A 22,028-nucleotide genomic window follows, 5' to 3' on the forward strand; every position below is an offset into this window, starting at 1 on the left:
GGATGCTCAGGAGCAAGAATATTAACTTCGTTATTATATGAAATGGAAAAAAGAGATGCTAAACGCGGTTTAGCAACTTTATGTATAGGCGGCGGTATGGGTACTGCTATCATAGTCGAAAGATAATTATAAAAAATAAGAAATGAGGGATTAATTATGTCAGCAAAAAAAACAATTATTACAGTAGCACCTACAGGTGCAGTTCCAAAGAAAAAAGATAATTCTAATATTCCTATGACTCCACAAGAAATTGCAAATGATGTATACGAATGTTATAAAGTTGGAGCTTCTATTTGTCATCTTCATATGAGAGATGATGAAGGTAATGGAAAAATGGATAAGGAAAGATTTGAAGAAACAGTTCGTTTAATCAAAGCAAAATGTGATATTATAATTAACTGTACAACTTCTGGAGAAATTGGTGCAAGTGATGAAGCAAGACAAGCTCATTTAAGAAGTATAAGACCTGAACTTGCATCTTATGACTGTGGAACAATGAACTGGATGCACAATAGCATATTTGAAAATCATCCAAAGTTTCTAGAGGAATTAGGAAAAACTATGCAAGAATGTGATGTAAAACCTGAAATTGAGATATTTGATGCAGGTATGATTTATAATTCAATGTATTATGTTAAAAAAGAGGTGTTAAAGACACCTTGTCATTATCAATTTGTATTAGGAGCAGCTGGTGGTTCAACTGCTACAATAGAAAATTTAGTATATTTAAAGGGATTGTTACCAGAAGGAAGTACATGGGGAGCTCTTGGAATTGGTAAACAACACGTACCAATAATGTTAGCTACTGTTGCTATGGGCGGACATTTAAGAGTTGGTATGGAAGATAACGTAATGTGGAGTGCAGGAGTTCTTGCAGACTCAAATGCGCAATTAGTAAAACGTGCTGCAGATATTATCAGAATAGCAGGGAATGAAGTTGCAACTCCAGCAGATGCAAGAGAAATTTTAGGACTTAATAGAGTTTGTGATTTTAAATAGTATTTTGAGAGTTAAGAATACAAAGTTTATTAATTTTGAAATAAAATATACAAGCAGCTGCCGCACTTAGGTAAGTACAACAGAAAGTAGACTTATTCTACTTTGATTATCTTAAGTGCGACAGACCCTTAAAAGAATTTATGTCGTAATTTGGGAAAAAGTCAATTAGTTTTTGAATATACGGTGTACGTATTTTTTTGTTCCAAACACAAACGATTCCATTATAATACCCTTGTAAGGGTATTCTTTTTAGGTTTTCATACTGACCTAAATCAAAATAGTCATCTGTAAGCATCAAGTCTTGGATCATTTTATAAGCAGCTTTAGCACTATAAGCGTTTTTATATGACTTGCCTATTCTTGGCTTTATATTGGTTTTTTTAAAAAAATCATAAAAGAATTTTGAATAATTTTTGGAAGTATCATCATCTTCTATAATTATAAAAGATTCATTCTTTATATCATCTATTGTTAATAGCGATTTTTGTGATAATGGATTTTTATCAGGAACTATGATTTGTATGTTATTAATAGCAACCCATTTCCAACTTACAATTTTATCATCAAAGGAATAATAATTGAAATCAGGAACGAAAATTATATCGTAAATTCCATCCGTTAATTTCTCATATAAAGTTGTTAAGTAATCACTATCAATATTTAGTTTAACATCACTATATTTTTGTTGAAATAACTCAATTACAGGCCAAAAGTACTTGTCAGGATGAGTTGTATTTGCAATGCAAATGTTAATGCTTTTCTCCTCCTGCATATGAATTTCAAGGGCTTCTCTATAGGTATTTTGCATTTGAGAAAGTTCAACTTTCCAGCGTTTGTATAAAAAATCACCTACATTGGTTAAGGATAGTTTCTTTGTTGTACGGATAAATAACATTAAATTTAATTCTGATTCTAGCTTTGCAATACTTTTACTTATGGCAGACTGCGTCATATGGAGAGTTAAAGCAGCTTTTGCAAATCCTCCTTGTTCAGCAACAGCTAGAAAAATAACAATCTGTTGTATATTTATATTAGATAATAGCATATTCATATCTAATCTCCTCGTGTTTATAGTTTTGGCAGGTGTTTCTAGAGTATAGTTTTAATAATACATTTATTATAGCAAAATTATATATTCCTGTCAGGAATGTATAATGAAAATTTTTTCGTTTTACGAGATAATAAAAATTTAATACAATATATGTAGAAGATTGTAGAATTAAAAATTTAAAAATCATCCATAAATAATAAAATCATCTAAATAGAAAATATATGGAGGATAACTAAATGTTAAAAAAAGAAGTATTGGATAGTATAAAAAATAGAATCAGTAATATTTTTTCCATAATAGAAAAAAATAGTGATAACAATAATTTGAAAAAAATAGAGACTAATATTAGATCAGAGTTATCAAAAATTTTAACTTCACTTGAAATTTTTGATGAATTAATTGATGAGAACTTAGACTTTAAGGAAATCGTTGAAAATCTTGATGAAAGCGTTTTTATAACTGATGGTGAAGGGAAAGTTCTGTATGTTAACCCTTCATATGAAATAAATACAGGCATTAAGCCTGAAGAAGTACTTAATTATTATGTTGAAGATATTTTAGAAGAAGGTAAGCTTTTTAAAGGTGGTGTAACTCTTGAAGTTATAAAAAAACGCACTAAAGCTACCAGGCTTTGTACAACATATAAAACTATACCAGAACGTGTAGGATATGTAAATGGAGTACCAGTTTTTGATTCAGAGGGAAATATAAAACTTATTATTGCAAGCAGTCGTACGATATTATCCTTCAATTCATTACAAGAAGATTACGGGAATTTTTTGCAAGAAATAAAATCTACAAGAGACCCTGCTAATATCCGCATTTTACCTACGACTGAAGATGAAGGGATAAAAAAGCGAATGATAGGTGAGAGTCGTACAATGGGGAACCTATGGTCTATTATTGAAAAAGTAGCGAATACAGATGCTACAGTACTTATAACTGGAGAGTCAGGAGTTGGAAAAGAACTTGTATCAGATGAAATATATAAAAGAAGCAAAAGGAAAAATATGCCTTTTATTAAGATAAATTGTTCTTCTATTCCTTCTAATCTTCTTGAATCAGAATTGTTTGGTTATGAAAAGGGGGCTTTTTCAGGAGCTAATGTTAATGGAAAGCCAGGACTTTTCGAACTAGCAAACAAAGGCACATTGCTTCTTGATGAGATTGGGGAAATGCCACTTGAGTTACAAGCTAAACTGCTTAGAGCTATACAAAATAGAGAAATTATGCGTATAGGGGCCACAAAGCCAATAAATTTGGATATTAGAATTATTGCATCAACAAACGTGAATTTAAAAAAAAGTATGGAAGATGGAAAATTCCGCAGTGATTTATATTACAGATTGAGTGTTGTACCAATTCAGATTCCACCTTTAAGAGAACGTATCGATGATATTCCAGAGTTATGTAATCATTTTCTAAATTCATTTATAAATAAACACAATAGGCAAGTTACTTTAAGTGATGAAAATATTAATTTAATGAAAATGTATAACTGGCCAGGAAATATTCGAGAATTAGAAAATGTAATAGAATATCTTGTAATCTGCTGTTCAGATAATGCTGTAGTAGATAATAATGTTTTAGTAAATCTTTTAAACTTTGCGAGCTTTGATGCTGAGAGTTTCAGTGGGGGCTTTGGGTTAAAGGAAGCAGTTGAATCATATGAAAAAAAAATTATACAAAAGGCAGTAAATTCTACTAAAAGCTTAAGAGAAGCTAGTATTCTTTTAAATATAGATGCTTCTACAATATCACGTAAAGTTAAACATTATAATATTTGACCTCTTTTAGAAACGAGATTTAGTAGAATAGAAAATTGATATAATTAAGGAGAGATTATTTTATGAAAGTACTTTATTATGATTGCTTTTCAGGTATCAGTGGAGATATGAATTTAGGAGCTTTAATAGACATAGGTGTAGATAAAGATTATTTGATAAGTGAACTTTTAAAATTAAATATTTCTGGATATGAGATAAAGGCAAAAAAAGATGTTAAAAATGGTATTAGTGGCACTAAAGCTGATGTGATTTTAGAAGAATGTCATAATCATGATGAGGAGTCTAACTGTGAACATAACCATGAGGCTCATGAACATGGTCATGGACACCACCATGAACACGGTCATGAAGGTCACCATGAACATCATCATCATGAACACCAGCATACACATCCAACAACTAGTCACCATGAGCATAGAAATTTGATGGATATAAAAAGTATAATAGAAGCTAGTACTTTAAATCAAAATGTAAAAAATATAAGTTTAGAGATGTTTAAAAAAGTTGCTGAGGCTGAGGCAAAAGTTCACAATAAAAGCATAGAAGAGGTTCATTTTCATGAAGTTGGAGCCGTTGATTCTATAGTTGATATTGTTGGAGCTGCCATTGGTTTAGATTATTTAAAAGTTGATAAAATAGAGTGTTCCACTGTAGAAGTAGGTTCAGGTTTTGTTAAGTGTGCACATGGGATATTACCAGTACCAGCACCAGCAACAGCAGAAATATTAAAAAATATTCCAATAAAAGTGAATATACCTTTTGAGGCAACAACGCCAACTGGAGCAGCTATTTTATCTTATTTGGTAGATGAGTTTACTGATGCTAAAAATTTTAGAGTAGAAAGAATTGGTTATGGATTGGGCAGTAAAGAGAATGCAGAAATTCCTAATATGTTAAGAATATTTATTGGTGAGAGAAATTAGAAAAGATTTTAAGTTTAGGTGGGGAGAAAATGATTAGTGATAGAAAATATGAAGATTTGATAGATTATTTGAAAAAATTAGATAGTATAGTAATAGCTTTTTCAGGAGGCGTAGATAGTACTTTTCTAATGAAAGCTGCTAAAGAAGCCCTTGGAGATAGAATGATGGCGGTTACTATAGTTTCTCCTTATATTCCAAAGTGGGAGCTAGAAGAAGCTAAGGAAATAGCAAAAGATCTTAATATAAAACATCAATTAATAGAATTTCACTCTATATTAGGAGAAATAAAATTTAATCCCAAAGACAGATGTTATTTATGTAAAAAATTTGTCTTTAGTAAAATCATAGAATTTCAAAAAGAAAAGGAATTTAAATATGTGATAGACGGAACTAACCTAGATGATACTAAAGATTATAGACCAGGGATGAAAGCACTCAAAGAATTAAGTGTAGTTAGTCCTCTTCTAGAAAACAATATAACAAAAGAAGATATTAGAAGATTTTCAAAGGACTTAGGATTAAGCACTTGGGACAAGCCAGCTTATGCGTGCTTACTTTCAAGAATTCCTTATAATCAGGAAATAAAATTTGAAGATTTAAGAAAAATCGAAAATGCAGAACTGTATCTAATGGAACTTGGATTTAAAGGGATAAGAGTAAGAAGTCATGAAGATTTAGCGAGAATTGAAGTTCAAAGACAGGATAGAAAAAAAATTTGTGATGAAGAATTAATGGATAAAATATGTGAAAAATTTAAAGAATTAGGTTTTAAACATATTACTTTAGATTTACAGGGATACATTATGGGGAGTTTTAATAATTAAATTTATAAGATTTAGCTAAGAAAAGGGTGATAGTATGAATTTAGATGAAGCAAGACAGTTACTTCAAAATATAAAAAATGGATCTATGAGTATAGAAGCTGGAATTAAGGAATTAGAAGATCTTCCCTTCAAGGACTTAGGTTATGCAAATATAGATAATCATAGGGAAATTAGAGTTGGATATCCTGAGGTTATATATTGTGATGGAAAAACTCCTGAACAGATAAGAGGAATAGTTCAATTTATGCTTACAAAAGGGAATAATATACTTGGTACAAGAGCTTCAGAGGAAGCTTATGATGCAGTTAAGGAAATATGTCCAGAAGCTATGTATGATAAGCTAGCAAGAGTTATAACTATAAAAAAGAAAGATATGGAGGTTTCAGAATCATATATAGCTGTAGTTACAGCAGGAACCTCAGATATAAAAGTGGCAGAAGAAGCGGCACAAACCGCTGAGATTTTTGGCAATAAGGTGGAAAGAATATATGATGTAGGAGTGGCAGGAATACATAGACTATTTGGAAGGTTAGATTTAATAAGAGGTGCAAAGGTTGTTATTGTGGCAGCTGGTATGGAAGGGGCACTAGCAAGTGTTGTTGGTGGATTAGTGGATAAACCAGTAATAGCAGTGCCTACTAGTATAGGATATGGAGCTAGTTTTGGAGGAATGTCTGCACTTTTAACCATGCTCAATAGTTGTGCAAGTGGTATAACTGTAGTAAATATAGATAATGGTTTTGGAGCAGGATATGCTGCTAGTATGATAAATAAACTATAAGTTTAAAATCGTGTTAGGTAGAAATTTAAGTTGGGTGGCATTTAAAAGCACATCAGATTCTTATATTAGCCAATCTTTTGAGATTAGGCTAATTTTTTTTGTTTTTGGTCACTAAATGTTTATTTTTCATAAAAAACAAATGCTTTCCTATTATTAAAGGAAATATTCAGGTTTATTTATAGAGATGCCATGCCTTATAATGGAGATGCTTAGTTTTTAGTAAAAGGTCGTGATTAAATTAAATATAAGTAGAAGTTAATGTAAGTACTAAAAAAGCGTGAACAAAAGCTACGCTTTTTTAGTTTATACAATTCTGATAATAATGCCAATGGAAACTAAGTTTAAAACTTCAATAAGATAATTCTATGTATAAATATCTGAAAACTCAATTTGTATTCTATCAACATTTGACAAATTTTTTTGAGTGTTGTTTTTAGCCTTTGAGTCAATCACTCTTACAGGAAGTTCAATTAAGAACTCACTTCCCTTATCAAGTTCACTAAAAACAGATATCTTGCCATTATGTAATTCTACTAAGGATTTAACTAAGGATAATCCTATTCCGCTACCTTCTGCGCTTCTCCTTAATGTACCATCTACTTGGACAAATCGTTCAAAAACTCTTTCATGCATTTCTTTTGGAATACCAATACCGGTATCTTTCACAGAAACTATGATAGATTCAACTTTATCATATACAGTAACAGTGATGCTTCCACCTTGATCTGTAAATTTAATTGCATTTGATAATAAGTTAAGTATTATTCTTTCAACTTTATCAGGATCAAATGCCATATATTTTTCTTCAACTTCAGTATCAAATATGAGTTCTATTTTTTTCAGATTGGTATACTCAACAACAGATATCGTAATATCTTCAATTACTTTTATAATATTATCATTGATTAAATTTAGAGTTAAATTGTTTACTTCAATTTTATTTATATCTATAAAATTATTTATAAGACGAAGTAATCTAAAGCTATTTTGCCTTATCATCTTGTGATATTTGATAAACGATTTATCTTTAGTAGGTTCTCTTTCTACTAATTGAACGCAGCTAAAAATTATATTTAAAGGCGTTTTTAGTTCGTGGGATATAGTTGCTAAGAATTGTGATTTTTGGTTATTGTATTCTTCTGCTTTGTTTATTTTTTTATTAAAGTCTTCTGTAACTTGGTTAAATGCAAAAGCTACGTCTCCATATTCATCTATACGATTAACAGCTACTTTATAGTTTGAGTTTCCATTTAAAATCTCATTTGAGGCTTCTTTAAGTTTATTAATAGAATATATATGACGTTTTCCAATGGTGAATGCTATCAAAAACGAAATAATATATACAAATATCAATGATATAACATTACTATGTATACGTTTAAAATAAACTTCATTTATTTCTGAAACAGACGATGTGGCATAGCAGCTCCATCCGAATGCTTTAATTGGATACTCAACTCCCATACGTTTTGTATCATCGTAATATGATTTTCTTGAGTCATATTTTACGATTTCTCCTTGAAGTGCTTTCCAGCCAATAGATGTTTGAGGGATAAGCCTTTTTTCAAAGGGAAGTGATTCGCTGCCACTTCTATAAACTATTCTGCCGCTTTTATCTATTAATCCATAATTACTTAATTTGTGTACTCTTTTATCTGGAAATACTTTGTATAATTTATTTGTATTTATTAGAGTTATAATAATTCCTTTTAATTCATTATTAACTTTTATTCCTCTTGCAATTGGAATGGAAAGATGTTTTCCATCTGAAGTAACCTGCAGGTCTGCAACGACTTTATCCTTTCCATTCAGAATCTCCTGGACATAATCTTTATTGCTTAAGTTGTTAGTTTTATAGTTATCGTTAGTATTTGCTATTACATCACCGTTTGAACTTGTCCAAGTATAACTTAAAATATCTTCGTCATTAGAGAGTACATTTCTCATGTATTGATCTATGTCACTTTGAGACCAATCTTTGTTTGAAACTATGCTCATACCTATTGCATACTCATTAGTCCAAGTTTTGTCAACATAATTCGTGAAGGATTTACTTATAGCTTCGCAATAATCCTGACTTGCTTCTAATTCTTTATTAACACTGGATACGAAACTACTTCTTATATTGTATATTTGCAATAAGGTTAAAGGAATGAGTGTAATAAAAATTAATGCAAACAATTTTTTTTGCATACTTAATAGCCTATGCTTCCTTATTTTCATTATTTTCCCCCCTTGTATGTTAATGATAAGTAAAGCCAATCCATAATTTCATAATTATTACATATACATTCTAAATTATAATGTTATTTTTATTGAATTTCAATATTATTACATATAAAACTTTTAGTTGAATATAATGATGTTTTTTCATTTCCACTATTACTTGTTGTTATATGATTATAATTTGTGTCAAATTATGCTGTAGTAACATATATATACTACAAAAATAAACTTTCTCAAAAATATATTAACTATTTTTATATATTCAACTTCAGATCTTAACGTGCGAATTCAGGTTGCCAATTGATTCTAATGACTGAAACAAACTCTGAAGCTTGATATTAATAATAGTCTTACGAAACTATAAAATTAATAAGGAGACGTGGCTGTTATGGCAAGTATACAAATAACTCCATCAGATGATGCGTATATTAATCAATTAAACCCAAACACTAATTATGGATTTTCAAGTCTTCTTTATACTGGACGTTCCTCTGCTCTTACAGATGTTTACAGAAGCTTATTAAAATTCAATGTATCAGGAGCAATTCCGCTAAATGCCATTTTAGTAAATGCTACAATTAATTTATACGTGAGTACAAAGAATACTCCAGATCAAGTTTTATCACCACAAACTGTATATGTATATTTAAATAGTACTGATTTCACTGAAAGCACTGTAACTTGGAATAATGCGCCAACACCATTGCCTACTATGTATTCTAAAGTTGTAACAGATAGCGATGTTAATAAGTTCATTAGTATTGATATAACAAATCTTGTCAACGATTGGATTAACAACCCATCACAAAATTTTGGTGTAACTTTGGAAGGAATAGAAAATATGTCTTTTACCCTTATAGGATATTTTTCAAAAGAATGGTTTGCAGATGTACAACGCCCCTTCCTTAATATAGAATATCAATTTAATGTCAATCCTACAGGGGCTACTGGTGCCACAGGATCCACAGGAGCTACTGGCGCCACAGGAAATACAGGAGCTACAGGAGCTACGGGAGCGACAGGAGCCACAGGAGCCACAGGAGCTACTGGTGCCACAGGAAATACAGGAGCTACCGGACCAACTGGAGATACAGGTCCTACAGGAGCCACAGGAGAAACTGGAAGTAAAGGTCCTACCGGAGATACAGGGCCAGCGGGTAGTGTAACAGGAGCCACCGGACCAACAGGAGCTACGGGAGCTACAGGAGCAACAGGAGCAACAGGTGATATAGGACCAACCGGACCAACCGGCACATTAGGACCAAATCCTTATGACGTATACGTGCTTGCAGGAGCAGTTGGTGGAGACGGAACCCAAGCAAATCCGTTTGGAACAATACAAGCAGGTGTTACTGCTGTAGCTGCTACAGGAACAGTTCATATTCTTGGAGGCAGTTATCCCATTTCATCAACAATAAATGTTAATAAAGCAGGAGTAACCATAAAAGGATATCCAAATACGGTGATTACGTCGCAAGCTGCTGTTATAGTATTTCTTGTAACCGGAACTGGAGTAACCATTGATGGGCTTACAATAACCAGTAATGCTGCTTATGCAGTTGAATTTATTCAGCTGGCAGGTAGTAATCATAAGCTTATAAATAATGTTATTTATGGTCCACCTCAGGCTGGTGATTCGAGCACATGGATTACAAACCGTGGTTTTGTAACACAATCCTCCGTAACTAATTTAATTGTTCAGAACAATATATTCTATTCAATGAGACAACCTGCTTATTTGAACCCAAATTCTACTGGAAATATAATAGATAATGTAACCTATAATACTCGTGGATTTGTAGTAGATCAAGCAGTCTTTGTATTTTCAGGTAACTCTTGGGGAATTCCAGTAAATGCTGTTGACATTGCTCTACTGGTAGGAACAATAACAGGGGCACCTTATGATCCAACTACTGAGTTGTCGCAAAATAATAGTAATGCCACTATTTCTGATCAACGATAAAATAAAGACTTTTGCATATAAATAGGGGCATAATAAGGATTAGATCAATATTTAATATTCCTTAGTTTGTTTATCTTCGATTCGTAAGAGAAATTGCGAAACAATTTAAATGGATACTTGTCAACTGTAAATTATTTCTCTTTTTTCAATTACGAATCGAAGTTTATTTATAGATAAACAAAACTCATAATCCTGGCACCTATAATCTGTGAATATCTATATTTCCAAAATGCAGATACTAATCTTATTAAATATTGATTTTTGAGGAGGTTTTAATAACAAAACCTGTTACCACAATACTACTTTCATTGTAGATTTACTAATCATCGATAACCCCTTTAAGACTTATTTACCAAAAAGTCTACATCATCTATGATAGGCTTCATCTTATCATGAGTAATAGTATAGTTACGAAACATGTTATAATTAAATTTGCATGACCAAGCTTTAGACTACAATAAAACTTTGATTTGGAATAAAATAAATTATCGATGTGATAAAAGAAAGTAGGTGTAAAATGAAGCTAGAGACAAATAGACTAGAGATTATTCCACTTAATTATAATCAATTGAAACTCCTAACCGAAGATGTTGATCAATTTGAAAGAGAGTTAAATTGTCAATACTGTGGTGAAGAAATGGAAGGGATTATATTAGATATTTTCAAAGGACAGGTTGAAATCGTGAAGAAAAATAGAGAAAGCTACTTTTGGCATACTTTCTGGCTTTTTAGAATAAAAAATGAAGGAAAGTTTATAGGTAGTGCTTGCTTCAAGAACTCACCTGATGATAAAGGTGAAGTAGAAATCGGATATGGTATCAATGAAAATTTTAAAAATTATGGATATACTACAGAGGCAGTTAGTGCTATGTGTAAATGGGCATTCAAAGGATCTAATGTAACTAGGATATTAGCACAAACTGAAAAAGGTAATATAGCTTCTCAAAAGGTGTTAAGAAAGTGTAATATGAAAATATTTAAAGAAACAGAAAAACGCTATTGGTGGCAGTTAACCATTGCCCAGCTGGATACAATAAAGTGATGGAGGTGTCCAGATTTGAAAAATGTTAGATTAAATGATAGTATTGATTAAATATTATATAAATATTTAGGAGATGAAGAGTGGATGTTAAAAATACATACTAATGAAGAAATTAAAAATATTATTATAGATAATGAGATGGCCATTTTATATTTTAGTAATGAGGTTTGTGGAGCTTGTGAAGTGATTAGAACTAAGGTCTATGAAATATTGGAATCTTATCCTAAAGTGAAAATGGTTGAGATTAATGGTGAAAAACAAATAGATTTAGCAGCAACTAATTATGTTTTTTCATTTCCACTATTATTACTTTATGTTAATGGCAAAGAAACTATAAGAGTTGGAAGGAATGTTGATTTATTAGAGTTAGAAAACAGCATTAAGAGGTATTATGATATGTTGTTTTAGTAGATTAATTGTCCAAAATCATTTTATGATCAGCGCTGCACTGCAACAGCCTATGAATTTACTGCCTTGTGGATATCATCGTTAGTACTATTCGGAAAAAGAGATGTTAGAGCACAGCATAGAATAATTTAAAAAAGGTGGAACCCGTGAAGAACAAGTAAAAGAGGTAGAAGCTTCTCTCTTTGAAATATATATAAATAATGTACAATAAGTGCTGCATTATCTGGCGATTATGGAATGGCCTTACAAGCATTTACAATAAATCCATTAGTTCAAAAGGGAAGTGAAGCAAAACAAGTACTAGATGAATTATTGGTTGCTCATGAAAAGTACCTTCCACAATTTAAAGAAAAGATAAGAGAGTTAAAGAAGCAAGGGGTGATATCAAAAGACCCTGTAGTAATAGATTTAATGAAAAACGGAAACTAAAAAAGTCGTTGAATTGGGCTTCCTTAACGGAGGCCTTTTTATGTTATCTTTCTGATGGATAGTAGACTAAAAAATTGTAACAATTTATGCCTAATTAATATTATAATAATCATATATACAAAAAGATACTGATGAATATGTATTATTTATAATTAAAGTTACCATAGGATCGTCCTTCTATGGTAACTTTTTAAATGTATATCATTTTATATAACTCAAACTCTAAAAAGAAAATCAATTTCATACTGTATGCTGCTTCCTAAAATTAGCAGGACTTACACCTAATTGTTCCTTGAAAAATTTTGCAATACTAGAGGGCTGCTCAAATTGAAAAACAATTGAAACTTCACTTTGAAAATTCTAAGTTTGTTTGTTGTCAAGCCATGACTCTTTTAATAGCTTAACTGCTATTGGAATGTGCTCAAGTGGAATAGCTCCAAAGCCCATTAGCACTGCTCCACAATCAAGATTTTTTCGATAAGACCACATTTCTGAAGTTGGATAAACCCTTACTCCTGCTTTATAGGCTTTATCAATTAATTCTTCTTCTTTCATAGGCCATTTTACATGTATTATGAGATGCAGACCTGCATTTTTACCTAAAATTGTAATAGTATCGCCAAATTCCTTATTCAATGCTTGCACTAGTGTATCATGTTTCTTTTTTTGAAATCTAATAGTTTTTCTTATATAGCTCTCCCAAAAGCCTTCTTCCATGAAAAGCTGGAGAGTTTTTTGGGTTATAAATGGAACTGAAGAGGGATAGCGATAAAACATTTTAGAAAATCTATTCATTAGCTTTTCAGGAAGCACCATATAAGAAACTCTTATGGAAGGAAAAAGATATTTTGAAAAACTGCCAATGTATGCTACTCGCTCTTTTGATAAAGATTGAAGAGATTGTATGGCCTTTACATTGTATCTTAAGTGACAACTATAATCATCCTCAATAATAATGGAGTCAGAGTTATTTGCCCATTCTATTAGCTCTATTCTTCTAGAGATAGGCATTATAATTCCAGTAGGAAATTGGTGCGAGGGAGTAACATAAACCGCATTTGCTTTAGTAGAACTTAATTGATTAACCTTTAATCCATAAGCGTCTAGAGTAACAGGAGATACTTTGAAGTTATAATTTTTAAAGGTATCACGAGCTAAAAAGAAACCGGGATCTTCCATAGCAACAGTGGAGACATCTTCTTTAATTAGTTGGGCAATTGTATTAAGACAATAATGAGTACCAGAGCATACTACAATTTGATCGACTGAGCATTTTACACCTCGATAATCATTGAGATATTTAAGAATTTCTTTTCGAAGACCGAGTTCGCCATAAATATTGTTATATTTTGCTAGTTCATTTTTATATTCCCGAAAACATCTATTTGTGATTTTTTGCCATTTTGAAATTGGTAATTGACTAGAATCAAGATTTCCATATTGAAAATCATATTTTATGTTCGTATAGTCTTTTTCCTCACAAATATTTTCTCCATACGAATTTGAAGGAATACTTGGAAAGAATGTAAAGTCTATATTCTCAATGTAATAACCACTTTTTGGTTTGGTAAAAATGTACCCTTCAGAATGCAATTGATCATAAGCTAATTCCACTGTATTTCTACTAATTTGTAGATCATTAGCCAATTTACGACTGGAAGGAAGCTTAGTTCCAGGTTTAAAGTGTCCTCTACATATTTTTGTTTTGATTTGCCGATATAGCTGAGTATATAAGGGTGTAGTAGCTTTTTCATTTAATAAAAACATAATATACCTTCCTTGTGTAATGTATTTAATAAATATTTCGTTTTTTTAAAAATATTATATAAAATTTTATACTTAATTTTTAAGATAAATAAATAGTTTTATTATCTTATTGATTTTTATAGCTGGTCTTAAAATCTGGACCCAAGAAGACATTAGAATCTGGCTCTTTCCCTCTATCAGTTACAATGTTTTAATGTAATTATAGCATATCTGAATATTATTTATAGTTAGAGGGTGAAGATCATAGAAAAAAGAATAGTTTACGTTGATAATGCAGCAACGACGGCTCTTTCAGATAAAGCGCTGGAGGCTATGCTTCCTTATTTTGGTGGACATTATGCAAATCCTTCCGCCATACATGATTACGGATTGTATGCAAAAGCCGCAGTCGAGCGCTCTAGAAGACTCATCGCAAGTTCCATAGGAGCTAAAAATAATGAGATTTTCTTTACTTCTGGAGGATCAGAGTCGGATAACTGGGCTCTTAGGGGAATTGTAGAGAAGTACTCATCAAAAGGAAAGCACATTATTACTACAGCTATCGAACATAACGCAGTGATTAAGACAGCTGAAGCCCTTGAAAAGCAGGGCTATGAAGTAACCTATCTGCCTGTGGACAAATACGGACAGATAACGACTAAACAGCTTTCTGATGCCATAAGAGACGATACGATTTTGGTAAGCATTATGATGGCTAACAACGAAATTGGTACCATTTTACCGATAAAGGAGTTGTGTGATGTAGCGCATAAAAGAAATGTGCTTTTCCATACAGATGCGGTACAAGCAGTAGGGCATATCAAGATTAATGTCAGAGAGCTTGGTATCGACCTGCTTTCCATATCCTCACACAAATTTCAAGGTCCTAAGGGTGTTGGTGCTCTGTTTGTAAGAATTGGCTGTACCGTTTCTCCGCTTATATATGGAGGAGGTCAGGAAAAAGGATCAAGATCAGGAACTGAAAATGTTCCAGGCGTAGTTGGAATGGCAGCTGCACTTGAAGATGCTGTTTTGCATATGAATGATAACAATAAAAAAATCATTTCAATGAGAGAGAGACTTATTCAGGGAATACTCAAGATTCCTGGATCATACTTGACAGGTGATCCTAAAAATCGTTTGCCAGGAAATGCTTCATTCGCTTTTGAAGGAGTTGATAAAAAGCCTATTGTAGCATCTTTAAGCAAGGAAGGCATTTATGCCAGCTCGGCAAGTGCATGCAGTGCAGGTTCAGTAAAGCCATCACGTATACTTCTTGCAACAGGAGCGTCCGAATCCCTTGCATATAGTACCTTGAGGATTACACTTAATGAACACAACAGTGAAGCTGACATTGACTATTTACTTGATACTATTCCCATGGTCATTTCTGATCTGAGAAATTCAATCTAATTTTTGGAGGATAGTAATTAGTTAAATATATTGTTTCTTAGAAGGTAAACTATGACAGAGGAAGAAAAAATATTTGCAGGTAGGTTGTTTGATGCTCGTAAGAAAGAACTTCTATGAAATATCCAGATGGCCATATTTCAGCATCTGAATATGCAGAAGAGATTCATATAGGTAATAACGCTGTTATTTTAGACATCAATTATACATTAGTAATGTTAGATGGGGCTGTCACACTTAAGTGCAACAGCTCCAATGTATAGTTATCTACTACATTTTCTTGAGTCTGCGCCATAGAGTTGTATAACTCATTCCAAGTTCCTTTGCTACCTTAGTTTTATTGCCATTGTATTTTTTTAGGGCATCTTTTATCAATTGGTTTTCTATTTTTATAAGTTCTGGTGTTTCATCGTCTTGCTCTTCAGAAAATGGTTGAAGAAATCTTTTTTCTGAATCAGTGGGTTTTAAATCTAAAACCTGAGAAACCAAGTAATTATCAATAATGTTATTTTCACACATTACAATAAGTCTTTCTACAATATTTTGAAGATGTCTTATATTTCCGTTGTAGGGTAAATCGCTAAGAAGCATAAGAGCTTCTTTTGTAATTTTAATATTTGGTGCATTATTTGAAATAAAATGTTTAATTAGAAGAGGGATATCCTCTTTTCTTTCCTCTAGAGAAGGAAGTTTTAATTCTAAAACACACAGACGATAATACAAATCCTCTCTAAACTTATTTTTTTCAATTCTTTCTAATAGGTTTTTATTGGTAGCACTAATTATTCTTACATCAACAGGTATGACCTTGTCATCACCAATTCTGATAATTTCCTTTTCTTGAATAACTCTTAGCAGCTTTGCCTGTATATCTTGTGAGGTTTCGCCAACTTCATCTAAAAATACAGTACCGTTATGTGCTAATTCAAATATTCCTGCTTTTCCTTCAGGTCTTGCCCCTGTAAAGGCTCCCTTAACATATCCAAAGAGCTCACTTTCTAATATACTCTTTGGAAGAGCTGCGCAGTTTATAGCAACAAAGGGTTCATTTCGTCTATCACTGTAGTTATGAATACTTTGAGCAAAAATTTCTTTACCTGCTCCTGAAGGACCAGTTATTAAAATAGTGCTGCTGGATTTTGCAAATTTCTTTGCCTTTTCTATTGTGGTGGTTAGTACTTTACTTTCACCTATTATATCACTAAAATTTTTTTTAGCTATGTGACCTTTTGGATTTAACTTTTTACGTATTTCTTTCTCAGCATTTTGAACGTAATCTGATTTTTGTATGCTTGCCACTGCTCCGAAAACTTTATTATCAATTTTTAATGGGCGGCTACTTAATACCAATGAGTTATTTCCTATCTCAAGCAGTTCATTATACTTAGCAGTGCCTTGCTTTATTGTATTATTGATTATTGGTAGATTAACTATTTCATCTATTAAAAGATTGTTATTTTCATCGCTTAAGAACTTTTTAGCTCTATCATTTATATAGCTAATCTGAGAATATTGATCGATACCAATAATACCTTCAGTTGTAGAATTCAAAACTTGTTTAATAGTTTCATAATTTTTTCTTCGTTCTAATTCATAGTTAAGCAAAGATATTGCTTCATTTAATGCTATTTCAAGAGAGGTTTCATCAACTTCTATCATTACATTCTTTACTCCATATTTTTTAGCGGCATTTGCTACGGTAATACCTCCAATAAATACCTTAATGCCATTAGTCGAATACTTCTTAACGATTTCATCAATGTCCGATACAGGCTGGGGATCTATAAGTAAAAAGTTCTCTTTTGAAATGCTTTTGAATTTTGCTGCTACATCATAAGCTAAATTAAAGCCTATATAAGCGATTTTGTCTGAATGCTGTTTGGCATTTTTTAATGAAAAATACATATCTTCATAGGTATAACGGACATCTATCAAAATAGTATTTATATTTTGGCGTAAAAGCTCTAGATTTCTTCCTCGAGCAATAATTATTTTAGTGCCTTCATCAACAAATTGCCTTGCTATTTCAATAGTCTTATCTCCAGTGCATTCAAAGATTGGATAATCTAATTTTCTATTTTTTAATAGCTTGCTAAATTTTTGGGTAAAATCTGTAGATGCAGATAAAATTATAATATCTTTATTCATTTATGTGTCACCCCTAATACTATCTATCTAAGTATACTAGATTGTAATTGTTATATTTCAAAATGAAATATAATTGAAATGATAACTATTTCACTTTGAAAGTATATATTATAAATTGTTTAAATACAAGCTTTTTATTAAAATGAAATTTATATCATATGAAAAATAGTATTTTCGACTTTTATGTAATCGAATGCAGAGGTTAAGCGGAAATTCACTATGAAATGAGTGTGTAAAAAAATTTGATTTTATGTTTTTAAGATTTCATAAAATGTTTGGCATCAAACTTGCTGTATTATAAAATGTAAAATTCATTAATGAAAATTTTTGGCGCCAAATAAAAATTAAATGATTTAATGGAAATCTGAAAATAGGAGTGATTTTTAAAATAAATACTTAGGTTAAACCAAAGAGAAATTAGAAAAACCGAACATACAAGGGGGAAAAGAAATGGATAAAAAAACTTTATTAAAACTGCTGCCTGTTATTTTAATACCTTTAGCACTCTGGATGGTACCGGCACCAGCAGGACTAAAGGCTGAAACATGGCATACTGTAGCATTGTATGTGGCCCTTTTATTAGGCCTAGTAGTTAGACCGTTTTCAGAACCAATTATTACACTGATTACTATAGGTCTTATATCAATGTTCATTAATCCTAAAATAGTTTATTCAGGTTACGCAGCTGATATGGCATGGTTTATGCTCGCAGTAATGATTGTATGTGCAGCATTTGTTAAAACTGGTCTTGGTAAAAGAATTGCTTATAATTTGCTTACAAGGTTTGGAAAAACCTCATTAGGATTAGGATATATGTTAATGATAGTAGATCTAATATTAAGTCCGGCTACAGGCTCAAATTCATCACGTACTTCAATTGATTATCCAATTTTCAGGAATATTGCAGAGGGTGTAGATTCTACGCCTGAAAAAGATCCACGTAAACTTGGTGCATATTTAACAATGCTTACGTATGTTGTATCTATGTCCACAGCAGTGCTGTTCTTAACAGGTATGGCAACAAATGCAATAACAGCATCTCTTGCACAGAAAATGTTGAAGGTTAATTTAGATTGGATGACTTGGTTTAAAGCAGGAATTGTTCCAGCTGGATTAGTTTTATTACTTGGTCCTATTGTAGTTTATATGGTTTATAAACCAGAATTAAAAAATCTTGGAGATATCAAACCAATGATGAAAAAAGGGCTTGAGGAATTAGGGCCTATGAAAAATAATGAAAAAATATTGACTGTATTGTTTATATTGGCTGTTCTAGGTTGGATGTTTGGACCTAAAGTTAAATTTGCGAATTTAAGTATGCAGGTTGTAGCTTTTGTATTTTTGTCACTTACACTGTTATTTAAAATTCTTGACTGGAATGATGTTATGGCACAAAAGGGTGCATGGAATACATTTGTTTGGTATGGTGCGTTTTATGGTGTTGCAAATACATTGGCATCACAAGGCTTTTATAATTGGCTTGCAGGAATACTAAAAGGATACCTGAAGCTGTCTCAGTTAAATGGAATGGCAGCTGTATTTATTTTACTTATAATCAGTTTAGCGGTTAGATATTTCTTTGTGTCAAACAGTGCTTTTGTTGCATCTTTCTATCCTGTGCTATTTGCATTAGCCTTAACTACAAAAGCACCGATTATGGTAGTTGCATTACTACTTGCCTTCTTTGCGGGATATGGTTCGCTATTGACACACTATGGAAATGGAGCAGGAATTTATACCTTTGCAACAGGATACTGTACTCAAAAGGATTTCTGGAGAGTAGGAACAATAATGGTTGGCGTAGCATTAGTCATATTCATATGTATAGGTTTACCTTATTGGAAAATAATTGGACTTTGGTAAATAAAATTTAAATAAGATAAGGAGAAAATAAATGTTAGATTTATTAATTATAAATGGACATGTGATTGATCCTAAAAATGATGTAGATGAAGTAAAACCGATAGCAATATACGGCGGTAAAATAACTAAGTATGAAGAGGGAGAAGGAGCAAAGCATGTAATTGATGCAAAGGGAAAGTATGTATTTCCAGGGCTTATCGATTCCCATGCTCACATGTTTCAAGATGGTACAGAAATAGGTATGTATCCAGATACTGCTTATATACCAACAGGTGTAACTAGTGCCATTGATTTTTCAGCTGGTGTTGCTAATTATCCAATCTTCAGACAGGCAGTTATTGCCCGCAGTAAAGTTAGAATAAAGAGCTTTTTACAAGTGTGTTCAGCTGGGCTTGTTACTACAAGTTATCATGAATGCATCAATCCTAAGTATTTTAATGCTGAAAAAATGGACAGAATGTACAAAGAAAATAAGGATAATATTTTAGGACTCAAGATTAGACAGAGTGAAGAATTAGCAGAAGGGCTTGGAATTCAGCCATTAATTGCTACAGTTGACATTGCAAATAAAATTGGATGTCCAGTAGAAGTACATTGCACAAATATTCCTGTTCCAACTTCTGAAGTATTAGAAATACTTAGACCAGGTGATATATTCCAGCATGTTTATCAAGGAGTAAAAAACACAATTATAGATGAAAATGGAAAGCTATATGATTGTGTAATAGAAGCTAGAAAAAGAGGAATTATATTTGATACTGCTGAAGGTAGAAAACATGGTGACTTTGAAGTAATGACAAAGGCTATGGAGCAAGGTTTTATAGCTGACATGTGCAGCACTGACCTAGTTTTAGGCAGCATGTATAGAAGACCTATCTTTTCACTTCCCAATCTAATGTCCAGATATCTATGTATGGGTATAAGCTTAAATGAAGTGATTATGATGACAACAGAAAGACCAGCAAGGCTTATGGGCATGGAAAATGAAATTGGCTCACTATCAGAAGGCGCATATGCAGATGTTGCTATCTTTGACATTATAGATAAAGAGCAATTATATAGGGACTGGAAGGGTTCTACCTTCTTAGCTAAAAAATTGCTTAAACCAGAAATGACTATTAAAGATGGCTATATTATGTATTGTTCACCAGATTATATATATGAAAACTAAAATAGTAAAGACAAAATTTTAAAATTGCAGGAGGATATTAAAATGGGATATAAAATTTTATTACCACAAGAAATTATGCAGGAAGGTAGAGATTACCTAGAAAGCAGAGGACATGAGCTTATTACAGGAAGTGGTATGGAAACTGAAGATATTATTAGAGATATTAAAGGCATAGATGCTATGGTAGTTCGTCTTTCTAAGATAACTAGAGAGGTATTTGAAGCAGCTGATAAATTAAAAGTTATTGTAAGACATGGAGCTGGTTTTGATACTGTTGATTTACAAGCAGCAAAGGATCATAATGTACAAGTTCTTTACTGTCCAACAGCAAATAGTATGTCTGTTGCAGAAGTAACAATGATGTACATGCTTTACTGTTCAAGAAATTATACAGTAGTAAGAAGAGATTTTATTGAAGATTACTATAAAGCTAAACTAAGAACACCTAAGAATGAACTTGATGGAAAGACTGTTGGTATTATTGGATGCGGTAATATCGGTTCTATTGTAGCTAAAAAATGTATGCATGGTTTTAATATGAAAGTTCTTGCATATGACCCATATAAAAAGAGAGCTGATTTCCCAGAAGATGTAGAAGTAGTAAGAGATATTGAAAGAATTTACAAGGAAAGTGATTTTGTTTCTGTTCATTGTCCAACTACTAAAGTAACAAGAGAATTTGTTGGGAAAAAACAATTTGAAATGATGAAACCAACAGCATTCCTTATTAATGCTGCTAGAGGTGCCATTGTAAATGAAGCTCAGCTTTATGAAGCATGTAAAAATAAAGTTATTGCTGGTGCAGGATTAGACGTTCTTCAGCAAGAACCAGTTGATGCTAAAAACCCAATATTATATTTAGAAAATGTTGTTGTATCACCACACATTGGTGCAGCTACAAAGGAAGCAACTGACAGAGCATCACTTCATTCTGCTATTGGTATCCATGAAGTGTACGAAGGAAAACAACCAACATGGCCTGTTAAAGCAATAGATTGGGATACAGCTGAAACATTTGAAGACTAATTAAAAATTAATTATAAGAAATAATTTTAGAAGAAAAAGGAGAAAATTAATATGCCAGTAGGAAATAGAGTATTTTTAAAGAGAGAACTTCCAGATAAAGAATTAGTGAAAGCCTTTAGTGAACTGCCAGCAGCAAATGTTGCAGATGCTATGGGACGTCTATGTGCACTTCATTCAGATATAAAGTTAATGTCAAGTCCAACAAAGAAAATGTGTGGAGTGGCTTTAACT

General features: G+C 32.0%; 16 protein-coding genes and 4 pseudogenes. 16 read left to right on the top strand and 4 right to left on the bottom strand.

Annotation, left to right across the window (positions count from 1 at the left end; genetic code table 11):
- A pseudogene (locus I6U48_RS08565) lies at positions 1 to 126 on the top strand (acetyl-CoA C-acyltransferase); the annotation flags it as partial.
- Between the two features lie 30 nt (positions 127 to 156).
- Positions 157 to 999, top strand: a complete 843-nt coding sequence (locus I6U48_RS08570) for a beta-keto acid cleavage family enzyme (RefSeq protein ID WP_218320002.1) — start codon at positions 157 to 159, stop codon at positions 997 to 999.
- 106 nt (positions 1,000 to 1,105) lie between these two features.
- On the opposite strand, the gene I6U48_RS08575 is transcribed toward I6U48_RS08570, so the two are convergent.
- Positions 1,106 to 2,050, bottom strand: coding sequence for a LysR family transcriptional regulator (locus tag I6U48_RS08575; RefSeq protein WP_218320003.1), 945 nt, complete (start codon positions 2,048 to 2,050; stop codon positions 1,106 to 1,108).
- Between the two features lie 236 nt (positions 2,051 to 2,286).
- Here I6U48_RS08575 and I6U48_RS08580 point away from each other — a divergent pair, with 236 nt between their 5' ends.
- The 4 genes and pseudogenes from I6U48_RS08580 to larB all read left to right on the top strand — a co-directional run bounded on the left by I6U48_RS08580 (position 2,287) and on the right by larB (position 6,365).
- The gene (locus I6U48_RS08580) at positions 2,287 to 3,837 is read left to right on the top strand and encodes a sigma-54 interaction domain-containing protein (protein WP_218320004.1); all 1,551 of its coding nucleotides are present in this window, start codon (positions 2,287 to 2,289) and stop codon (positions 3,835 to 3,837) included.
- A gap of 62 nt (positions 3,838 to 3,899) precedes the next feature.
- Positions 3,900 to 4,751, top strand: a pseudogene (larC, locus tag I6U48_RS08585) (nickel pincer cofactor biosynthesis protein LarC); the annotation flags it as partial.
- 38 nt (positions 4,752 to 4,789) lie between these two features.
- The gene (gene larE / locus I6U48_RS08590) at positions 4,790 to 5,584 is read left to right on the top strand and encodes an ATP-dependent sacrificial sulfur transferase LarE (protein ID WP_218320006.1); all 795 of its coding nucleotides are present in this window, start codon (positions 4,790 to 4,792) and stop codon (positions 5,582 to 5,584) included.
- 34 nt (positions 5,585 to 5,618) lie between these two features.
- Complete coding sequence (gene larB / locus I6U48_RS08595) at positions 5,619 to 6,365, top strand: nickel pincer cofactor biosynthesis protein LarB (protein ID WP_218320007.1); 747 nt, start codon at positions 5,619 to 5,621, stop codon at positions 6,363 to 6,365.
- Positions 6,366 to 6,728: 363 nt separating this feature from the next.
- Here the strand turns inward: larB and I6U48_RS08600 are convergent, their stop codons facing one another.
- Positions 6,729 to 8,588 (bottom strand): sensor histidine kinase, encoded by a 1,860-nt coding sequence (locus tag I6U48_RS08600; RefSeq protein WP_218320008.1) that lies wholly within the window; start codon positions 8,586 to 8,588, stop codon positions 6,729 to 6,731.
- Between the two features lie 391 nt (positions 8,589 to 8,979).
- On the opposite strand from I6U48_RS08600, the gene I6U48_RS08605 reads away from it, so the two are divergent.
- From I6U48_RS08605 to I6U48_RS29590, 4 genes and pseudogenes are all read left to right on the top strand, one after another.
- Positions 8,980 to 10,554: a DNRLRE domain-containing protein gene (locus tag I6U48_RS08605; protein ID WP_218320009.1), complete on the top strand. Its 1,575-nt coding sequence runs from the start codon at positions 8,980 to 8,982 to the stop codon at positions 10,552 to 10,554.
- Between the two features lie 517 nt (positions 10,555 to 11,071).
- Positions 11,072 to 11,596, top strand: coding sequence for a GNAT family N-acetyltransferase (locus tag I6U48_RS08610; RefSeq protein WP_218320010.1), 525 nt, complete (start codon positions 11,072 to 11,074; stop codon positions 11,594 to 11,596).
- 84 nt (positions 11,597 to 11,680) lie between these two features.
- Positions 11,681 to 12,004: a thioredoxin family protein gene (locus I6U48_RS08615; protein WP_218320011.1), complete on the top strand. Its 324-nt coding sequence runs from the start codon at positions 11,681 to 11,683 to the stop codon at positions 12,002 to 12,004.
- A gap of 204 nt (positions 12,005 to 12,208) precedes the next feature.
- Positions 12,209 to 12,433, top strand: a pseudogene (locus tag I6U48_RS29590) (6-phospho-beta-glucosidase); the annotation flags it as partial.
- Positions 12,434 to 12,793: 360 nt separating this feature from the next.
- Here the strand turns inward: I6U48_RS29590 and pdxR are convergent.
- The gene (pdxR, locus tag I6U48_RS08625; protein ID WP_218320012.1) at positions 12,794 to 14,200 is read right to left on the bottom strand and encodes a MocR-like pyridoxine biosynthesis transcription factor PdxR; all 1,407 of its coding nucleotides are present in this window, start codon (positions 14,198 to 14,200) and stop codon (positions 12,794 to 12,796) included.
- A 234-nt stretch (positions 14,201 to 14,434) separates the two neighbouring features.
- On the opposite strand from pdxR, the gene I6U48_RS08630 reads away from it, so the two are divergent.
- Together I6U48_RS08630 and I6U48_RS29595 are read left to right on the top strand one after the other, a co-directional pair.
- The gene (locus tag I6U48_RS08630; protein WP_312890941.1) at positions 14,435 to 15,592 is read left to right on the top strand and encodes an IscS subfamily cysteine desulfurase; all 1,158 of its coding nucleotides are present in this window, start codon (positions 14,435 to 14,437) and stop codon (positions 15,590 to 15,592) included.
- A 113-nt stretch (positions 15,593 to 15,705) separates the two neighbouring features.
- Positions 15,706 to 15,852, top strand: a complete 147-nt coding sequence (locus I6U48_RS29595) for a hypothetical protein (protein WP_246615259.1) — start codon at positions 15,706 to 15,708, stop codon at positions 15,850 to 15,852.
- Between the two features lie 7 nt (positions 15,853 to 15,859).
- Here the strand turns inward: I6U48_RS29595 and I6U48_RS08640 are convergent, their stop codons facing one another.
- On the bottom strand, positions 15,860 to 17,737 hold the full coding sequence (locus I6U48_RS08640) for a sigma 54-interacting transcriptional regulator (RefSeq protein WP_218320013.1): 1,878 nt from the start codon (positions 17,735 to 17,737) through the stop codon (positions 15,860 to 15,862).
- 450 nt (positions 17,738 to 18,187) lie between these two features.
- Between I6U48_RS08640 and I6U48_RS08645 the strand changes: the two genes are divergently transcribed.
- From I6U48_RS08645 to I6U48_RS08660, 4 genes and pseudogenes are all read left to right on the top strand, one after another.
- A complete protein-coding gene (locus tag I6U48_RS08645; protein WP_218320014.1) occupies positions 18,188 to 19,600 on the top strand; it encodes a DASS family sodium-coupled anion symporter in 1,413 nt (470 codons plus the stop codon).
- A gap of 31 nt (positions 19,601 to 19,631) precedes the next feature.
- Complete coding sequence (locus I6U48_RS08650; protein WP_218320015.1) at positions 19,632 to 20,771, top strand: amidohydrolase family protein; 1,140 nt, start codon at positions 19,632 to 19,634, stop codon at positions 20,769 to 20,771.
- Between the two features lie 42 nt (positions 20,772 to 20,813).
- Positions 20,814 to 21,797, top strand: coding sequence for a hydroxyacid dehydrogenase (locus I6U48_RS08655; protein WP_218320016.1), 984 nt, complete (start codon positions 20,814 to 20,816; stop codon positions 21,795 to 21,797).
- Positions 21,798 to 21,848: 51 nt separating this feature from the next.
- A pseudogene (locus I6U48_RS08660) lies at positions 21,849 to 22,028 on the top strand (RraA family protein); the annotation flags it as partial.

It is taken from the genome of Clostridium thailandense (assembly GCF_019207025.1).
In the GTDB taxonomy this organism is placed as follows: Bacteria; Bacillota; Clostridia; order Clostridiales; family Clostridiaceae; genus Clostridium_AM; species Clostridium_AM thailandense.

Excerpts from the sequence above, each read along its gene's own strand:
- I6U48_RS08570 (WP_218320002.1), top strand. The coding sequence starts at position 157 with ATGTCAGCAAAAAAAACAATTATTACAGTAGCACCTACAGGTGCAGTT.
- I6U48_RS08575 (WP_218320003.1), bottom strand. The coding sequence starts at position 2,050 with ATGAATATGCTATTATCTAATATAAATATACAACAGATTGTTATTTTT.
- I6U48_RS08580 (WP_218320004.1), top strand. The coding sequence starts at position 2,287 with ATGTTAAAAAAAGAAGTATTGGATAGTATAAAAAATAGAATCAGTAAT.
- larE (WP_218320006.1), top strand. The coding sequence starts at position 4,790 with ATGATTAGTGATAGAAAATATGAAGATTTGATAGATTATTTGAAAAAA.
- larB (WP_218320007.1), top strand. The coding sequence starts at position 5,619 with ATGAATTTAGATGAAGCAAGACAGTTACTTCAAAATATAAAAAATGGA.
- I6U48_RS08600 (WP_218320008.1), bottom strand. The coding sequence starts at position 8,588 with ATGAAAATAAGGAAGCATAGGCTATTAAGTATGCAAAAAAAATTGTTT.
- I6U48_RS08605 (WP_218320009.1), top strand. The coding sequence starts at position 8,980 with ATGGCAAGTATACAAATAACTCCATCAGATGATGCGTATATTAATCAA.
- I6U48_RS08610 (WP_218320010.1), top strand. The coding sequence starts at position 11,072 with ATGAAGCTAGAGACAAATAGACTAGAGATTATTCCACTTAATTATAAT.
- I6U48_RS08615 (WP_218320011.1), top strand. The coding sequence starts at position 11,681 with ATGTTAAAAATACATACTAATGAAGAAATTAAAAATATTATTATAGAT.
- pdxR (WP_218320012.1), bottom strand. The coding sequence starts at position 14,200 with ATGTTTTTATTAAATGAAAAAGCTACTACACCCTTATATACTCAGCTA.
- I6U48_RS29595 (WP_246615259.1), top strand. The coding sequence starts at position 15,706 with ATGAAATATCCAGATGGCCATATTTCAGCATCTGAATATGCAGAAGAG.
- I6U48_RS08640 (WP_218320013.1), bottom strand. The coding sequence starts at position 17,737 with ATGAATAAAGATATTATAATTTTATCTGCATCTACAGATTTTACCCAA.
- I6U48_RS08645 (WP_218320014.1), top strand. The coding sequence starts at position 18,188 with ATGGATAAAAAAACTTTATTAAAACTGCTGCCTGTTATTTTAATACCT.
- I6U48_RS08650 (WP_218320015.1), top strand. The coding sequence starts at position 19,632 with ATGTTAGATTTATTAATTATAAATGGACATGTGATTGATCCTAAAAAT.
- I6U48_RS08655 (WP_218320016.1), top strand. The coding sequence starts at position 20,814 with ATGGGATATAAAATTTTATTACCACAAGAAATTATGCAGGAAGGTAGA.